General features: G+C 46.8%; 22 protein-coding genes. 3 read left to right on the forward strand and 19 right to left on the reverse strand.

Features of this window, described 5'->3' with window-relative positions; translation table 11 throughout:
- Positions 1-671: 671 nt before the first annotated feature.
- Positions 672-1,010 (forward strand): PadR family transcriptional regulator, encoded by a 339-nt coding sequence (locus CLV58_RS12245; protein ID WP_106138104.1) that lies wholly within the window; start codon positions 672-674, stop codon positions 1,008-1,010.
- Positions 1,011-1,048: 38 nt separating this feature from the next.
- Positions 1,049-3,736, forward strand: a complete 2,688-nt coding sequence (locus tag CLV58_RS12250) for an ABC transporter permease (RefSeq protein WP_106138105.1) — start codon at positions 1,049-1,051, stop codon at positions 3,734-3,736.
- Positions 3,737-4,012: 276 nt separating this feature from the next.
- On the opposite strand, the gene CLV58_RS12255 is transcribed toward CLV58_RS12250, so the two are convergent.
- Entirely contained in the window at positions 4,013-4,876 is an 864-nt protein-coding gene (locus CLV58_RS12255; RefSeq protein ID WP_106138106.1) for a hypothetical protein, read from the reverse strand.
- 540 nt (positions 4,877-5,416) lie between these two features.
- Here CLV58_RS12255 and CLV58_RS12260 point away from each other — a divergent pair.
- Positions 5,417-6,640: a site-specific integrase gene (locus CLV58_RS12260; RefSeq protein ID WP_106138107.1), complete on the forward strand. Its 1,224-nt coding sequence runs from the start codon at positions 5,417-5,419 to the stop codon at positions 6,638-6,640.
- Here the strand turns inward: CLV58_RS12260 and CLV58_RS12265 are convergent.
- The 18 genes from CLV58_RS12265 to CLV58_RS12355 form a co-directional block, all read right to left on the reverse strand.
- Entirely contained in the window at positions 6,632-6,916 is a 285-nt protein-coding gene (locus tag CLV58_RS12265) for a hypothetical protein (RefSeq protein ID WP_106138108.1), read from the reverse strand. The genes CLV58_RS12260 and CLV58_RS12265 overlap by 9 nt on opposite strands.
- The gene (locus tag CLV58_RS12270; protein ID WP_106138109.1) at positions 6,906-7,208 is read right to left on the reverse strand and encodes a hypothetical protein; all 303 of its coding nucleotides are present in this window, start codon (positions 7,206-7,208) and stop codon (positions 6,906-6,908) included. Before CLV58_RS12270 ends, CLV58_RS12265 begins: the two co-directional genes overlap by 11 nt.
- Positions 7,198-7,473: a hypothetical protein gene (locus CLV58_RS28010; RefSeq protein WP_146141421.1), complete on the reverse strand. Its 276-nt coding sequence runs from the start codon at positions 7,471-7,473 to the stop codon at positions 7,198-7,200. The genes CLV58_RS12270 and CLV58_RS28010 overlap by 11 nt, the downstream gene beginning before the upstream one ends.
- A gap of 251 nt (positions 7,474-7,724) precedes the next feature.
- Positions 7,725-8,024: a hypothetical protein gene (locus CLV58_RS12280; protein ID WP_106138111.1), complete on the reverse strand. Its 300-nt coding sequence runs from the start codon at positions 8,022-8,024 to the stop codon at positions 7,725-7,727.
- A complete protein-coding gene (locus CLV58_RS12285; RefSeq protein ID WP_106138112.1) occupies positions 8,011-8,277 on the reverse strand; it encodes a hypothetical protein in 267 nt (88 codons plus the stop codon). Before CLV58_RS12285 ends, CLV58_RS12280 begins: the two co-directional genes overlap by 14 nt.
- Complete coding sequence (locus CLV58_RS12290; protein WP_106138113.1) at positions 8,270-8,587, reverse strand: hypothetical protein; 318 nt, start codon at positions 8,585-8,587, stop codon at positions 8,270-8,272. Before CLV58_RS12290 ends, CLV58_RS12285 begins: the two co-directional genes overlap by 8 nt.
- Before the next feature lie 498 nt (positions 8,588-9,085).
- On the reverse strand, positions 9,086-9,373 hold the full coding sequence (locus CLV58_RS12300) for a hypothetical protein (RefSeq protein WP_106138115.1): 288 nt from the start codon (positions 9,371-9,373) through the stop codon (positions 9,086-9,088).
- Complete coding sequence (locus CLV58_RS12305; RefSeq protein ID WP_106138116.1) at positions 9,366-9,623, reverse strand: hypothetical protein; 258 nt, start codon at positions 9,621-9,623, stop codon at positions 9,366-9,368. Before CLV58_RS12305 ends, CLV58_RS12300 begins: the two co-directional genes overlap by 8 nt.
- Positions 9,624-9,862: 239 nt before the next feature.
- Positions 9,863-10,123: a hypothetical protein gene (locus tag CLV58_RS12310; protein WP_106138117.1), complete on the reverse strand. Its 261-nt coding sequence runs from the start codon at positions 10,121-10,123 to the stop codon at positions 9,863-9,865.
- A 4-nt stretch (positions 10,124-10,127) separates the two neighbouring features.
- Complete coding sequence (locus CLV58_RS12315) at positions 10,128-10,409, reverse strand: hypothetical protein (protein ID WP_106138118.1); 282 nt, start codon at positions 10,407-10,409, stop codon at positions 10,128-10,130.
- On the reverse strand, positions 10,406-10,672 hold the full coding sequence (locus CLV58_RS12320) for a hypothetical protein (RefSeq protein ID WP_106138119.1): 267 nt from the start codon (positions 10,670-10,672) through the stop codon (positions 10,406-10,408). Before CLV58_RS12320 ends, CLV58_RS12315 begins: the two co-directional genes overlap by 4 nt.
- A gap of 200 nt (positions 10,673-10,872) precedes the next feature.
- Entirely contained in the window at positions 10,873-11,217 is a 345-nt protein-coding gene (locus tag CLV58_RS12325) for a hypothetical protein (RefSeq protein WP_106138120.1), read from the reverse strand.
- Positions 11,190-11,654, reverse strand: a complete 465-nt coding sequence (locus CLV58_RS12330) for a hypothetical protein (protein WP_106138121.1) — start codon at positions 11,652-11,654, stop codon at positions 11,190-11,192. The genes CLV58_RS12325 and CLV58_RS12330 overlap by 28 nt, the downstream gene beginning before the upstream one ends.
- Positions 11,651-12,097, reverse strand: a complete 447-nt coding sequence (locus CLV58_RS12335) for a hypothetical protein (protein ID WP_106138122.1) — start codon at positions 12,095-12,097, stop codon at positions 11,651-11,653. The genes CLV58_RS12330 and CLV58_RS12335 overlap by 4 nt, the downstream gene beginning before the upstream one ends.
- Positions 12,094-12,408, reverse strand: a complete 315-nt coding sequence (locus tag CLV58_RS12340; RefSeq protein WP_106138123.1) for a hypothetical protein — start codon at positions 12,406-12,408, stop codon at positions 12,094-12,096. Before CLV58_RS12340 ends, CLV58_RS12335 begins: the two co-directional genes overlap by 4 nt.
- Positions 12,405-12,695 (reverse strand): hypothetical protein, encoded by a 291-nt coding sequence (locus tag CLV58_RS12345; RefSeq protein ID WP_106138124.1) that lies wholly within the window; start codon positions 12,693-12,695, stop codon positions 12,405-12,407. Before CLV58_RS12345 ends, CLV58_RS12340 begins: the two co-directional genes overlap by 4 nt.
- Positions 12,696-12,863: 168 nt before the next feature.
- Positions 12,864-13,109 (reverse strand): hypothetical protein, encoded by a 246-nt coding sequence (locus tag CLV58_RS12350; RefSeq protein ID WP_106138125.1) that lies wholly within the window; start codon positions 13,107-13,109, stop codon positions 12,864-12,866.
- Complete coding sequence (locus tag CLV58_RS12355; RefSeq protein WP_106138126.1) at positions 13,106-13,594, reverse strand: HAD domain-containing protein; 489 nt, start codon at positions 13,592-13,594, stop codon at positions 13,106-13,108. The genes CLV58_RS12350 and CLV58_RS12355 overlap by 4 nt, the downstream gene beginning before the upstream one ends.
- Positions 13,595-13,622: the final 28 nt, after the last annotated feature.

Below are 13,622 nucleotides of genomic sequence, written 5' to 3' on the forward strand. Positions count from 1 at the left end.
AAGCCAGAAAGTAATGCGGACTAATGATCTGCCCACCCGCGCATCACCAAATCTTATCTACCTGCCCAGCAGACGTCCAGTCGGGCAGGTAAGGGTATTAACGGGTATCAGGCCGTACAGCAATCAGGCAACCAACTCACTACAAAGTCGTAGCCTGTTCATCGCATTCTGATCAGACCGTAGTGACATCCTTTGTAACAGCCAGGAATGACGTGTAGCGTATCAGCCCGAATCCAGAAGTTTCCAGCTAAGAAGGGATTCCCAGTTGGCTCAGCCGATAACGTTAGCGGTTATTTTCCACTGGTTGAATCGATGCACTCGGCCGACGAATCGGATCGACCACGTAGCTTCTTCACCAACTCTAGCTGGTCTTTAGTCATAAAGCATTCAACCCTACCTACCGACTACGGCCCCTGAGTGCAGTTGCCAGCTACGTTCGTCAGCAAGACCACCAGTGTTAGGGCTTTTGTTGGGTAACTTTCGAGCGTTCCATGCCGATTTTTGAATAAATAAAGCTTCTAGCAGCTTGTCCGCTTCGGTACGGCACCTGTCCGATTGCGGACGAGCTTCCACTCCCCTAGTATTATAAAGCCACGCTAGAGAGCTGCTAGGACCCTATCGACACTCTGGCCGATAATTTGATCGACAAAATCACATTAAATGCACCGGTCATGAAACGAGCGTTTTTAGGAGAGTTTGAAGAAATCGTACTGCTGACGGTTGCCGGGCTGGGAGAGCAGGCCTACGGCGTAACGATCACCCAGACCATCGAAGTAAAGGCTGGGCGAGCCGTCGGCTTCAGCTCGGTTCACACCACTTTGCAGCGGCTAGCCGAAAAAGGCTACCTAACCTCACACATGGGCGGGGCAACGGCTGAGCGTGGTGGCCGGCGCAAACGGTTTTTCAGCCTTACCGCGCTGGGCCAACAGGTTATACTGGAAGTACGGCGGGTGCGGGAACAGCTTTGGAACGCTATTCCACCCCAGACCTGGCACTTGAGCGGGGGATAGTTGCCAGCCGTATCATCACGTCCGTTTCAACCAACCCAATGACCCTTGTACGTATGGAGACGCCACCCCGCTGGGCAACTTGGCTATTGACCACATTTAGTCATCCCGACACCCAAGAAGAAGTCGAGGGAGACATGCTCGAACTGTACGCACACTGGTTCCAGACCATTGGGCGACGCCGGGCCAACTGGCGCTACGGGCTCAACGCGCTACGGCTACTACGACCCCGGGCCAGGTTTCGCGCCCACGCTGATTCATCTCACTCCTTACTACGTCCCGCTATGATTCGTAATTATCTCACGGTTGCCCGGCGCCAACTTTGGCGTAATCGAGTGTTCACCCTACTGAACGTCGTTGGCTTGTCGATCGGCCTATGTACCAGCTGGATCATTTACCGCATTGTCAGTTACGAGTTGGCCTTCGATCAACACATACCGGCCAAGGAACAGATCTACCGGGTTGTTACTCACTTCAAGCCCGGCTCATTTATGCCCACCTCACCAGGACTGCCCGTGCCCTTGCTTGCGGCTATTCCCAAACAGGTACCCGGCATAGAACACGCCGTTCCGATTCGTACGCAATGGAATGAGTCAGTGTACGTGCCACAGCCAGCGGGTAAACCCGAACGCTTCCGAGCCAATGATCAACTGGTGGCCACTAACCCTGATTACTTCGAGCGAATCCCTTATCAATGGCTAGCCGGTCATCAACGGCGGGCGTTGGAAGAACCCAACCAAGTCGTGCTGACCCAGGCCCGGGCGGCTCGCTATTTCCCACGCCTGTCGCCCCAACAGGTGCTGGGTCGTCGATTGATCTACTTCGATACGCTCTCGGTTCAAGTCGTTGGTGTAGTGGCCAACCCTACCCGCCCCTCTAGCTTGGGTGCCCAGGAGTTTCTATCGCTGGCTACCGTGTCCGCTCGCGATCCGAACCGGGACCAATGGGATAACATCAACTCCGCCGATCAGCTCTTCGTCTGGTTAACCCCTCAGGCTAATCCAGCCCGCCTGGCCGAGCAGATCAATCGCCTAGCTGCCGTACACTCGAGCGGTGTCCGGTTGAAGAACGGTCAACGGGAACGATGGCATTTGCTGCAACCGCTGGCAGACGTACACTTCGACACCGAGTACGCCGACAGCAGCCATCCTGTCGACAAGGCGGTACTATACAAATTGATGGGTCTGGCCGCGTTTATTCTGTTGCTGGCCATCATCAACTATATCAACCTAACCACCGCCCTGACGCCGGGCCGGGCCCGGGAGATCGGCATCCGCCGTACGCTGGGGAGTCGATCGGGAGCCATCATTGGTCAGTTTCTGGGCGAAACAGTTCTAGTCACGCTATTGGCTTTAGGATTATCATTTGCACTGGCTCCGCTGTTCTTCACCCAATTTGGCGACTGGGTGCCCGCTGGAGCTGAGCAGTATTTAGACTGGTCGTCAGCCAGCTTGTTTGTCATCGGTCTGCTTGTTAGCGTAAGTTTGCTGGCGGGACTCTACCCGGGCTGGCTGGCGACCCGTTCACAGACCATCGGAACCCTAAAGGGTGCACCCCTGGAGACGGCTCATCCGCTCTTGAGGGGACTAACCCTGCGGAAGGGATTAATCGTCTTCCAGTTTGGGCTGGCTCAAGTCTTCATCGTCTGCGCCTGGCTGTTAGGCCAACAGTTACGCTACGCTCTGCACAAAGACATGGGTTTTGAACGACAGGCGGTCGTCGTTGCTCTACTACCCATCAATAACCAGACCCCGCCGGAGCAGATAGGCAAGCGGGTGGCCCTGCGACAGGCGATTAATCAACTACCGGGGGTGGCCTTGGTTAGCCTGGGGAGTCTGCCGGCCAATCAGTCCATATCGCGAAGTGAACTGAGCCTTCCCCGCGATAGTGGTGAAGTGACCCTTGGTGTGCAGTTCAAATTTGTGGACTCCAATTACATTCACCTCTACAAACTTCCCATCTTGGCCGGCCGTAACCTGCAACCCACGGACACGATGCGGGATTTCGTCCTGAACGAAACGGCCGTTCGCCGGTTAGGCTTCAAGCGGCCCCAGGACGCCATTGGGAAGCAGCTCAGTACAGGGACTGTCAGCTACCCAATCGTAGGGGTGGTACGTGACTTTCAGACTAACTCAGTACGCCACGCGATCGAGCCACTAGCGCTGATCAGTTATCAGTACCATGCGTCTTACATCAGCATTCGACTGGCGGCTGGCCGGCCCGACGATTGGGCATCAACCTTAGCCAACATCGGCAACTTATGGCGTCGCTTTTATCCTGATGAACCGTTTAATTCCCTGTTTTATGACGAATCAGTGCAGGCCTTCTATGAGCAGGAACGAGCGCTGTCGCGCATCATCAACTTGGCTACCGGTATCGCCGTACTCATCTCCTGCCTGGGCCTGTTTGGCTTGGCGATGCTGACCAGTCAGCAACGAACCCGCGAGATTGGAGTACGTAAAGTGTTGGGGGCGTCGGTGAGCAGCATCTTGCTATTACTATCCAGTGAATTTATCAAGCTGGTGCTGCTGGCCATTCTGTTAGGCTCACCGATTGCTTGGTACTTGATGGAGCAGTGGTTAGCTGACTTCGTCTACAAAATTGATGTCGACTGGTGGGTATTCATGCTGACTGGCTTACTGGCCCTGTTAGTAGCCCTGTTGACTGTCAGCTATCAAAGCCTACGGGCCGCTCTGGCAAATCCGGTGGATAGCCTACGCAACGAGTAAGCGACTTAGTAAGGATATCCCCGGTCAGCGGACCATCAGAATCTCCTTTTGATCCGTGGTTGACTGCATCGATCACCGCTATTAGTTTACCCTGACCCCATCGGGATTATTGGCGAACAAATGCCGTTGTGAGTGCGTGTCGAGCACCAGACTACTAAGCATGACATGCACCTACTGATACTTGTAGCCAAACTCGAACACAGCTTGCAATTAGGTGTGGGCATAGCTGACCAGTTCGGCGATAGCGCAAGCAAATCACCTTTATCGGCTATCGTCCTATCGGTTTCTCCTGCCTTCATAAAGGATCATATGGTTATTGCGATTTCTTATGAAGGAATATGTACTGTAACCAATGGTGTCTTTGGGGGTATTGTAAATGAACAAATATTGCTCCTCCTCTTTGTCTCTGTTAAACCAGCGACTACTATCCCTGTAATCATCCATACCGTACGGATATTTCCAGTCAGGGCCATCATGTATGACACCTCTAACCTGATTACGGTTTAGAAATTTCAGCAGTGACAGCATTCGTATTACAGTGTCTTTTTTAATCGAATCAAAGCCACTGTTTGCTGATGTAACCGTATCGATTCGACCCAGATATACTCCCAATGATGCCGTCAACCGTGTTCTGGGCACATTGTGCAGCGAAAGGCTATCTTGACGATGGTGAGTCAGATACCTACTGAAAACTAAGGTACTATCTGGTCCTACGTAATAGCCATAAAAGTGCTTTTTGTCGACTGACTCACAAAGCTGTCGTAGTACACGCATAGAGTCCCTGACTGCGATGACCGGGTCTGTAAACGTGAGCCGAGTTGGTCGAGGATGAGGACGCAGTAAACAATGGGCGGTACCATCGAAGGCTATCAATGAAAGCAGTATAGTGAATCTTGCCTTTATCTTTTTAGGTTCGACCGCATCGAGTTGTGGCTCGTACGCTACAATTAGCCAGAGCAGAGAAAGCAGATAGACTACCCCAGCTCCGATACCAATCAGCATAGTCGGGAAACCAATCAGCATAGTGGTTAGAGGAAGCGCCCATTTGGCCGGCACCACATCACCAAATCTCATAATCAGAAAGCCTGAATAGGCTACTGCCAGTGAAGTGAGTACGTGAATTAGCCGAAGTAGCTTCATGCCGGGAGAAGATGTGACTGACTCATATAGTAGGTCTGGTTTTTCCGGTGGTCAGTTGAGCGTGTGCCAGCAAAAGTAGGTGATATGCGTGTCCCATCGGTCTCAGTAGGCATTCTCAAATGCGCTGGTAAAGCGTCTATATATCGACCTCTGTTGCGGAAGCGTTTTGAATAAACTGTTTACTTGGTGGTGCACACCATGCCTCCTGGCGAAACCACCGGCTACGGACGGTTTTACCCCGACAATAGAAACGGCTATCTGTACATTGAATTACGCGCAACTAAAAAGGGGTCACGCCATTTTCGGCATAACCCCTTCCTTATCAGTTGTGACCCCGAAGCGATTCGAACGCTTGACCGTCTGCTTAGAAGGCATATGGATTGCTCTACAAATGGTTTAAACGGGGTTTTTACGGGGTCAAACTAAGTGATTTTAGACTATAAAATTCTACCTATTCCGTACCCGGTTTACGCTCTGCCTGATTGACAACCGAGTTAAACCGGCTTAGTTTCGCTGCTGATCCACTACAGGGAGTATCTAATGTTACAGCAGGTAAAATCGATTCTACAGAAGAAAAAACGGGCCACCGGACTTTATCCGATCATGCTACGGATCCGGCCCGAGGGAAAGGAACAGCTTATTTCTACTGGCTTTACCAGTAAACTGACCGACTGGGATCAGAAGAAAGGCCGGCCGAAGAAGTCTCATCCGTTATTCGAGGAAATGATGCTCAAGCTGCCCGAACTGGAACTATCGGTAGCCAAGGGCTTAACCAACAGTCAGACGGGTCAATCCAGCCGGCAGATACTGGAAAAAGCCGTCAATAAGGCTTCAACGGGAAGCCAGACCGGGGTACTGGAATACACCCGGGAAACGATCAAGCGGCTCAAAGCCGAGAACCGGCATGGTTATGCCAATGCTTTCCGGGGAATGGAGCTGAGTCTGGAAAAGCAGTTAACCAAACGACAGACGGATTTCCAGTTTTCCCAGCTAAGCCCCCAGTTCATCCGGGCCTGGGAAAGCAGTCTCCGCCAGAAAGGATGTAAAGACACGACTATCTCAGCTTATTTCCGGGCTTTCCGGACGATGATCGGTTACGCCCGGTTGGAAAAGCTGACCACGGTTAATCCCTTTTCCGGGGAGGATAAATTCAATATGAGTCCATACGGCAGTATCAAGACGGCCAAACGGGCTATTGAACGGGACAAGATCGAGCTACTCCACCAACTGGAGCTGGAAGAAGATAGTCCGGAGTTTCACGCCCGTAACTTTTTTATGTTTTCCTTTTTCACCCGGGGCATGAACCTGATCGACATTGCCCGGCTGGAACCCAAGCAGAAAGTCGGGGACTATTTGGAATACCGCCGGGCCAAGACTCATCAGTGGCAACGGGTGTTTATGCTAGATCCGGCCAAGGATATCTGGAACTATTACCTGGAACGGATGAAGAAAGGTCAGCAAACGGTCTTCTGGTTTATCTTCTGGCCCAGGCATAATACACCGGAACTACAACGAACCCGGATGCAGACGGTACTCAAACAGATCAACAAACTACTACGGAAACTGGCTAGTCAGGTTGGGATTGAAACCCACCTGACGACCTACGTAGCCCGGCATTCGTTTGCTTCCAGTCTGAAACACCTGGGTATTCCCACGGATCAGATCTCGGAGCTACTAGGTCATGACTCGGTAGAAACGACCCGGATTTACCTGGAGAGTTTCTCGGACGAGACCCTCAACGAAGCCGTTCGAAAGCTACTGTAACTGAATAATCTTTTTGGCTTCATAAACCTTTAACTGGAATGGATCTAGCAACTGAAAACATTTAAGATAAACCGAGATAGGTCTTTTACGATCGAACCGATCGTCTATATAATAAAGGTTTTCACACTTAATCCAAGGACTTGAAACGTTGTTAATAGGACCTAATTCAACAATCCTGTAAATTTTACCGATTCGGTAATTAGAACCAAGTAAATCTGGATCTTGTCGATTAATCAGTTGAACCAAATCTCCTATGTTTAGCTCTTTAAGATTCATGGTTTTTCAGTTTCTTTTTGGCTTCTAGTATTTTGGCTTGGAAAGGATCAATGGGTATAAAACAGTTTTTTTCAATCCAAACCTGGTTACCATATCTCTTTGTTTTCGGATCATCATTGGAGTTTATTCCGGCTACTTTTATCCATTCTCCATTAGCCGAATCGTTTGAGGTATAAATTTGGGTTATTCTGTAATGAGCCAGCCGAGTCCAATTAGTATATAGTTGAAGCCATTGACTATCCGTATTGACTAGCTGAACCCAATCACCGGGTTTTAATCTGTTAACTTCCATGTGTCAACTGGTTACGTGCCTGAAGAACTTTAACCTGAAATGGATCGAGTAATCTGAAATTCCGAAGATAAACAGCTGTCAATGTAACAGAAGGATTTGAATATGGGTCTATACAGTTAATCCAAGAGGACGGGATACCCATATAAGGTCCTAGTTTTGTTACCTGATAAAGTTTACCAATTTCATAACCAGTTCCATCCAAATAGTCATCCTCAGCTTTAACCAACTGGACCCAGTCACCTACTTTTAGATCTTCAGGATTCATGATTTAATCGGTTACGGGCTTCTAAAACCTTGAGTTGAAACAGATCTATTAGCCGAAAACAATCCAGGTATATCTGAGCGAGGTTACCGTCTACGGTTGTGGAGATTGCCTTGGTAAATAGAAGACCCTCACAGCTAACAATTGGACGAGGAGCTGTTGGAGCATATACCCGAATCACTTTGTAAATCTTACCCATTTCATAATTGGTGGCTTTCAGATCGTTATCATCATCGGTGATAAGCTGAATAAAATCACCAGGTTTCAAGGTTTGAGCATTTATCATTAGCTTTCAGTTGATTACGAGCTTCCAGAACTTTTACCTGGAACGGGTCCAGTTTTTCAAAACAGCAGTTATAAATCCTGGGGAATTTTCTATAGGTTTTCCAGGGATCAAGATCTTTTTTGAACGGTAGTCCGAGTACTTCAAACCAGTCAGGTTGAACTACTTTTCCAACCGTGTATATACGATTTAACTGGTAGTCAGTATCGAACAGTTGGTTATCCTCTTCCCGAACCAATCGTACTTTATCACCGGTCTTAAACTGGGTCATGATTGGACTGGGTTTGTTGCTGACGAATTTGAAGTACTTTGGCTTGAAAGGGATCGAGCTTTCTGAAACACCGATCAAATAGTAAGATTGGACGTCTACTGTGTCTATAACTAATTCCGTCTACCTTGATAAATTCAGATTCAACTTCAACGACCCGATAAATCGTTCCGATTTGATAAGAATGAGCTTTATTTAACCAATTATCATCGTCATTGACTAGTTGAACCCAGTCACCAATGGCAAAGTCACTCATAAGTCGGTTGGTTTAACTGGTGAAGAGCCTGGGCAACCCGGGCCTGAAACGGGTGAATCCGTTCAAAACAACGGCTATAAATCCGGGGATGGGTGTGATAACTGGTTACTCCGTCGAGCCATACAAGACCATCTAATTCGATGTAATGATTGAACCAGAAAAAGGTGGGTCCCGTAGCCCCTATTTCAGGGATTTTCTTTACCCGGTAAATCCGCCCGATTTGATAGTTGGTTTTTTCTAATTCCTCATCCGTTGTATCGACTAGTCTGACAAATTCACCCACCTGTAGATCGGTTAAATCATTGTACATTGGTCAGGAGTTGATTACGGGCCTGGAAGACTTTAAGCTGGAATGGGTCTAGTTTTCGAAAGCAATGAACATAAATTCCAGGTTCACCGGTACCATTACTAAAAACTGAAATCAGATCTTTACATCGGATAAAACTGTACGGTCTTCCCATTACCGGGCCCAATTCGGATACCTGGTAAACTTCATTCAATCTACCTGTAGAACCGTTCAAATCTCGATCATCCATACTCACCAGTTGTACCCAATCCCCTACCTGAATATTATCCATTGGTTTTGGTAGTTAAGAGTTTGTCGCGGGTTAGTCTAACTTTCGTTTGAAACGGGTCCTCGAGCCGGAACCAGGATTTAGGTAACCAGACCGAACTGATTCCGTCGTCCCATTCGGCTTGGATTAACAAATTACTTGAGTTACTTATCCGGTAACTTAAACCAGTGGTAACTAATCCTTTAGTGTATAAAGCTGACTCACACACCACCCAATCACCGACTTCAAAGGGTCTATCCATTTTCCTGTAGTTGTTGAAGGGTTAACCTGACTTTCGTCTGGAATGGATCTTCCAGCTCAAAATTCTTTGACTCTAACCAAAAATGAGTATATCCATTACTTGGCTTTAAATCAGTTTCTGAATTAAGGCCCTTTACAGCTAAATGCCATTTAGAGTCTTTGTCTAATTCAGTTATCTGATAAACATTTTTAAGTTGGTAACTAGGATAGTACTTTTTTAATATAAAATCATCGTCAGCCACCAGTATAACCCAGTCTCTTACCTTAAACCGATTATTCATTATACCTCTGGATTTGAGAAAGTGTGTTCCTTATTTTGGTTTGAAAGGGGTCTTCCAGTTGAAAACGGGAAGCGGCCAACCAAATCCCATCCCCGTTGTGATCTTTTTCCCAGGTTCCTTCTATAGAATCATCGATCACATCAGTTACCCGGTAGGCTTTACCTTGCTGAACCTGGGACTTTTTAAAATCCCCCGTGTACATAAAATCTATACAGACTACCCAATCTCCTTTCTTAAACGGATTGTCCATGCTGCTGACGGGTTTGGTAGATTTTGATTAGAAACGAATCAACGGGTTCAAAACAAGCAGCCAGTAACGGAATCCGGGTATTTTGAAATCCCGGTTTTGTGTTAGTTACCGTTAGATACTGGGACGAGACAAGAGTAGCTACCTTTTCGATCTGATGATAGGAACCAATGCTAAGACCTGCCATTATAGCTAGTGAATCTGTCAGGGATACACAACGAACCCAGTCTCCGACTTGAAAATTAGCCATGTTGGTTGGATGAATTTAACCGGTGAGCTTCGAGTACCTTGAGCTGAAACGGTGTGATTGGACGGAAATAACTGGTTGGGTGATAAAAGTTTTTCTCGGTAAACTCATACCAGCTTTTTATACCAACAGTAATAGATACTACCTGGTAAATTTGACCAAGCTGGATGGAATCCTGTTTAAAGTAATCGTCATCCTCTTCTCCCTCTTCAGGTAAAGCTGTGCATAGTACCAGTTCTCCTTCTTCGGGCAACATTAGATTATTTATCAGTTTTCATAGTTTGTAAGGCTTCCCGAACCTTGGTTTGGAATGGATCCTCGATTCGAAAGTTGGAAGCTAATAGGTAATAATGACCGTGAGACAGGCTGGGTAATGGATCTTTGGTTGAATTGATACCCTCTACCAAAATGTAGTTTGCCGCTGGCTCTACATGACTGATTTTGTAGGCTTTACCAATCTGGTATCGTCCTGGGTAATATTTCCGCAGTACCTGATCCTTATCATTCAGCAGGACTGCCCATTTTTCAACTGGATCAGTCATGGTTGATTGAGTTGATCCCGGACTTGTCGAACCTTTGTCTGAAACGGATCTTCCTTGATAAAACAGTAGGAATAAATCCAGAAATCAAAGTCCATGTTAGGATGCTTTTTAAACTGTCTACAACGAACACACTGTGTATATCCTAATCCCCAATTAAGATCAGTTACCTGATATCGGTTTCCAATTTCAAGTCCTACGGCTTTTGAATACGGATCATCCAGATTGACACAAACAATCCAGTCACCTACTTCGAAATCAGTCATGGTTCAGTAGTTTATTCCGGGCTAGGCGGACTTTGGTTTTGAAGGGATCTTCCGCTTCAAATAGGAAAGAATTATGAAACGTTTTATGACCTATTATAAGTCCTTTACATCGAATAAATGTACCAAATAAAGTAACTTCCTCTACTTGAAATACCTGCCCTAACAGATCCGTTATATCGGGAACTTCCTGATTTTCGGGATTAGTTAAAACAACCCAATCTCCTTTTTTCAGTTGCAAGGCTTCTTTTTTTCTCATCGAGTATTTCCCTTCCTTGTTTATCCAGTTTTTCCCATAACCCCCAGACCAGATCGTTCTGATACACCGTTCTGGTCATTAAGCCAATCCGGTTCAGCTTTTCGTAGCAGGCCAGAATCTCGGGAATTGTCCCGGCTTTCCAGATTTGATTCTGTAGAGCCAGCCAGTCGTTGACAAACTGATCTTTCTGGGCTCTACGGGGCTTTAGGACAACCGATCTGTACCAGCCGTATCCCAAAGCCCCCAGTAGCAAACAATTGATTACTGCCCACTTAAAAAGCTCGTCCATGCGGATGGTCCGGTTAGTTTCTGTTTATTCTCTTCCTGGCTTTTAGTCAACAGGAATGATTCAACCTGCTCTCGGAACGTAAAGGGTAGATCACTCACGTGCTGCTCCAGGTATTGTTCCATCAGATTCACAACCTCAGCCTGGATATAATACGGTTTGGTCAGTTGCTGAGCCCGGTCATCATTAGTGAAGATACCCAGATAGGAATCCCGGTGATGGCCGTATACGACTTCCAAATCGTCCAGGTAAAACGGACTGCTCTGCATTTCGGAAGCTCCACTAACCCAGACATAAGCCCGACCATCGTCGTAGATATGTTTCTCCCGGATGAACAGGTAAAATTCCAGTTTCATCATGTACTCTTCCAGCAGACTACTGGGTTGAAAACCTTCCCGGAGCCGGACAATTACATTTTTGGCTACCTCGTCTTTTCTCATGATACCTTGATTTTGTCAAACTTGATTCCATACCCACCCCAGCCATGTTTTGGCTCGATAGACTTCTCTCCCATCACGGCTTCCCAGATTTCTTCAGACGTAAATTCTACAGCAGCTTCTTCCAGTAACCAATCAATCAGATGTCTTTTACTTAATGAATATCGGATCAGGTCATAATTGGTATCGTCCCGACCCAGATAGGTGTTGGTAATTAAAACCGAGTAGACGTAGGTTTCCTCGTCTGATTGAATACGAGTAAGTTGGTAACCATCCGCTTCCAAGGCTTTCAACATCCGATAAGCCAGGTAGGTAGCATTTTCGTTATCCGTTGGAAACCAGTCTACGTAAGCTTCTGTCATCAAATCAAGAGCCTGGTTAATTTCATCCCGTTTGTCAACCGAGACGGTTTTATCGGCCCAATCGGGCAGTGGAAATAGATTCATAGTTTGCTTAGTTGTTCCTGTAGATAAGCCCGGTACCAGGTATGGCAGAACTCCACGGCCTGATCCAGTTTTTTGAATTCTTTGGTTGGAATATCTTTGATCCAGGCAGAAACCGATTGGACATCCCATTGAGATGATTTTGTTCGAGGACATACCCACCAATGTTTCTTTCGGATTGTTTTTATTCCAGTATCCCTTGGAACATTATCGTGGCCTTTCAGAATATCAAAGGGCATAAAACCCTCCCAGACTACTTCTTGGTAATCATCGGAGTCCGGGTAATTATCCAGCCGTTTCAGCGTGTAATTCATGGGTTGTCAAGTTTAGCTTTAGTCTGAAAGATCTTCCACAGGAATTCAAGTGAGTCTGGTATAGCGTGTAAGTGATGATCTTTTAACCAGTAGGAAAATTGAATCAACGAAGAATCTTCAGATTGAAGAATCAGTTTACGTCGGCTATCTACTTTGTAATCATGTTTGACACAATCAGTCCAGTACGAAGCCAAGTTACCCGGAAAGTCATCATAGTACAGATACCAGGTAGTGGGTTTTTCTACGGTTGTTTCAGTTTGGTTTCCCGGATCAGAAATATCTTCCATAGAAAATCGATGTTAGCAGGTGGTCCGTTTCTATATCTAACTCGTAGGTAGTCCCGAAATAACTTCAGATTTTGTTTGTCTGAACTCTTTAGTAATACCGGACTTGCAATCCGACTAGCACTGTTGAAAACAGCGTAACCGTTAAACCAAGTCAAACTGTAAAAAAGACTATATTCCGGAGTTTCCATCGGTTTCCAACTGTTGTTTGGTCAGGAATACTTTCCACAGAAACTCAATCGAATCGGGTACGGCTTGAAAGTGATGTTCGTTCAGGTAATGCTTGAATTTCCAGATATTTAGATGATCATCACTTACCAGAATTGATTCCAGAATGTAATAACCCTGTGTACCAATCCAGTACCGGTCAACATCTGCATCAGCATCGTAGTAGAGATACCTGAGTTTATCTCTCATAATCGATTTAGAATTCGACCGGCCCGATAAACATGATTATGGGTCAAACCGGCATACGGATCGATCTGAATAAATCGATCGGCCTGCCAGAGTAGAAAGTCAGAATCATCATCGAAAATCACGTAGTCAACCGGTTCAATACCGTACTGAGTATTGGTTCTGAGCCACATAAGGACCTCTACTCCCCGAACCCGGTGATCGGTCAACGGTGTACAGCCAATAACCCGTTCGTCATAGGCAAACCCGGAATCTCTCAGAACCTGTAAACACCGTTCTTTTCCGCTGGCCCGCCAGGTAGAACTGATAACCACTTGAAGCTCGGGAAACTGACTCAGTAGCAGATTAAGGTTATCAATGGTCCGCTGGTCAAAATCAGGTTTATCAGCTGCTACGGCTTCACCAGCTTGTATCCTGGTGTACCAGTCATGATTGAACAGTTCGTGGTTTAGGACTCCGTCAAAATCAAGGAACAGGTATTGCTTCATCAGTTATATCTGGACTGGTTTTGGGTTG

It is taken from the genome of Spirosoma oryzae, from assembly GCF_003002825.1.
Classification (GTDB): domain Bacteria; phylum Bacteroidota; class Bacteroidia; order Cytophagales; family Spirosomataceae; genus Spirosoma; species Spirosoma oryzae.

What these genes read in the sequence shown, in the direction of transcription:
- CLV58_RS12245 (WP_106138104.1), top strand. Translation starts at nt 672, where the DNA reads ATGAAACGAGCGTTTTTAGGAGAGTTTGAAGAAATCGTACTGCTGACG.
- CLV58_RS12250 (WP_106138105.1), top strand. Translation starts at nt 1,049, where the DNA reads ATGACCCTTGTACGTATGGAGACGCCACCCCGCTGGGCAACTTGGCTA.
- CLV58_RS12255 (WP_106138106.1), bottom strand. Translation starts at nt 4,876, where the DNA reads ATGAAGCTACTTCGGCTAATTCACGTACTCACTTCACTGGCAGTAGCC.
- CLV58_RS12260 (WP_106138107.1), top strand. Translation starts at nt 5,417, where the DNA reads ATGTTACAGCAGGTAAAATCGATTCTACAGAAGAAAAAACGGGCCACC.
- CLV58_RS12265 (WP_106138108.1), bottom strand. Translation starts at nt 6,916, where the DNA reads ATGAATCTTAAAGAGCTAAACATAGGAGATTTGGTTCAACTGATTAAT.
- CLV58_RS12270 (WP_106138109.1), bottom strand. Translation starts at nt 7,208, where the DNA reads ATGGAAGTTAACAGATTAAAACCCGGTGATTGGGTTCAGCTAGTCAAT.
- CLV58_RS28010 (WP_146141421.1), bottom strand. Translation starts at nt 7,473, where the DNA reads ATGAATCCTGAAGATCTAAAAGTAGGTGACTGGGTCCAGTTGGTTAAA.
- CLV58_RS12280 (WP_106138111.1), bottom strand. Translation starts at nt 8,024, where the DNA reads ATGACCCAGTTTAAGACCGGTGATAAAGTACGATTGGTTCGGGAAGAG.
- CLV58_RS12285 (WP_106138112.1), bottom strand. Translation starts at nt 8,277, where the DNA reads ATGAGTGACTTTGCCATTGGTGACTGGGTTCAACTAGTCAATGACGAT.
- CLV58_RS12290 (WP_106138113.1), bottom strand. Translation starts at nt 8,587, where the DNA reads ATGTACAATGATTTAACCGATCTACAGGTGGGTGAATTTGTCAGACTA.
- CLV58_RS12300 (WP_106138115.1), bottom strand. Translation starts at nt 9,373, where the DNA reads ATGAATAATCGGTTTAAGGTAAGAGACTGGGTTATACTGGTGGCTGAC.
- CLV58_RS12305 (WP_106138116.1), bottom strand. Translation starts at nt 9,623, where the DNA reads ATGGACAATCCGTTTAAGAAAGGAGATTGGGTAGTCTGTATAGATTTT.
- CLV58_RS12310 (WP_106138117.1), bottom strand. Translation starts at nt 10,123, where the DNA reads ATGTTGCCCGAAGAAGGAGAACTGGTACTATGCACAGCTTTACCTGAA.
- CLV58_RS12315 (WP_106138118.1), bottom strand. Translation starts at nt 10,409, where the DNA reads ATGACTGATCCAGTTGAAAAATGGGCAGTCCTGCTGAATGATAAGGAT.
- CLV58_RS12320 (WP_106138119.1), bottom strand. Translation starts at nt 10,672, where the DNA reads ATGACTGATTTCGAAGTAGGTGACTGGATTGTTTGTGTCAATCTGGAT.
- CLV58_RS12325 (WP_106138120.1), bottom strand. Translation starts at nt 11,217, where the DNA reads ATGGACGAGCTTTTTAAGTGGGCAGTAATCAATTGTTTGCTACTGGGG.
- CLV58_RS12330 (WP_106138121.1), bottom strand. Translation starts at nt 11,654, where the DNA reads ATGAGAAAAGACGAGGTAGCCAAAAATGTAATTGTCCGGCTCCGGGAA.
- CLV58_RS12335 (WP_106138122.1), bottom strand. Translation starts at nt 12,097, where the DNA reads ATGAATCTATTTCCACTGCCCGATTGGGCCGATAAAACCGTCTCGGTT.
- CLV58_RS12340 (WP_106138123.1), bottom strand. Translation starts at nt 12,408, where the DNA reads ATGAATTACACGCTGAAACGGCTGGATAATTACCCGGACTCCGATGAT.
- CLV58_RS12345 (WP_106138124.1), bottom strand. Translation starts at nt 12,695, where the DNA reads ATGGAAGATATTTCTGATCCGGGAAACCAAACTGAAACAACCGTAGAA.
- CLV58_RS12350 (WP_106138125.1), bottom strand. Translation starts at nt 13,109, where the DNA reads ATGAGAGATAAACTCAGGTATCTCTACTACGATGCTGATGCAGATGTT.
- CLV58_RS12355 (WP_106138126.1), bottom strand. Translation starts at nt 13,594, where the DNA reads ATGAAGCAATACCTGTTCCTTGATTTTGACGGAGTCCTAAACCACGAA.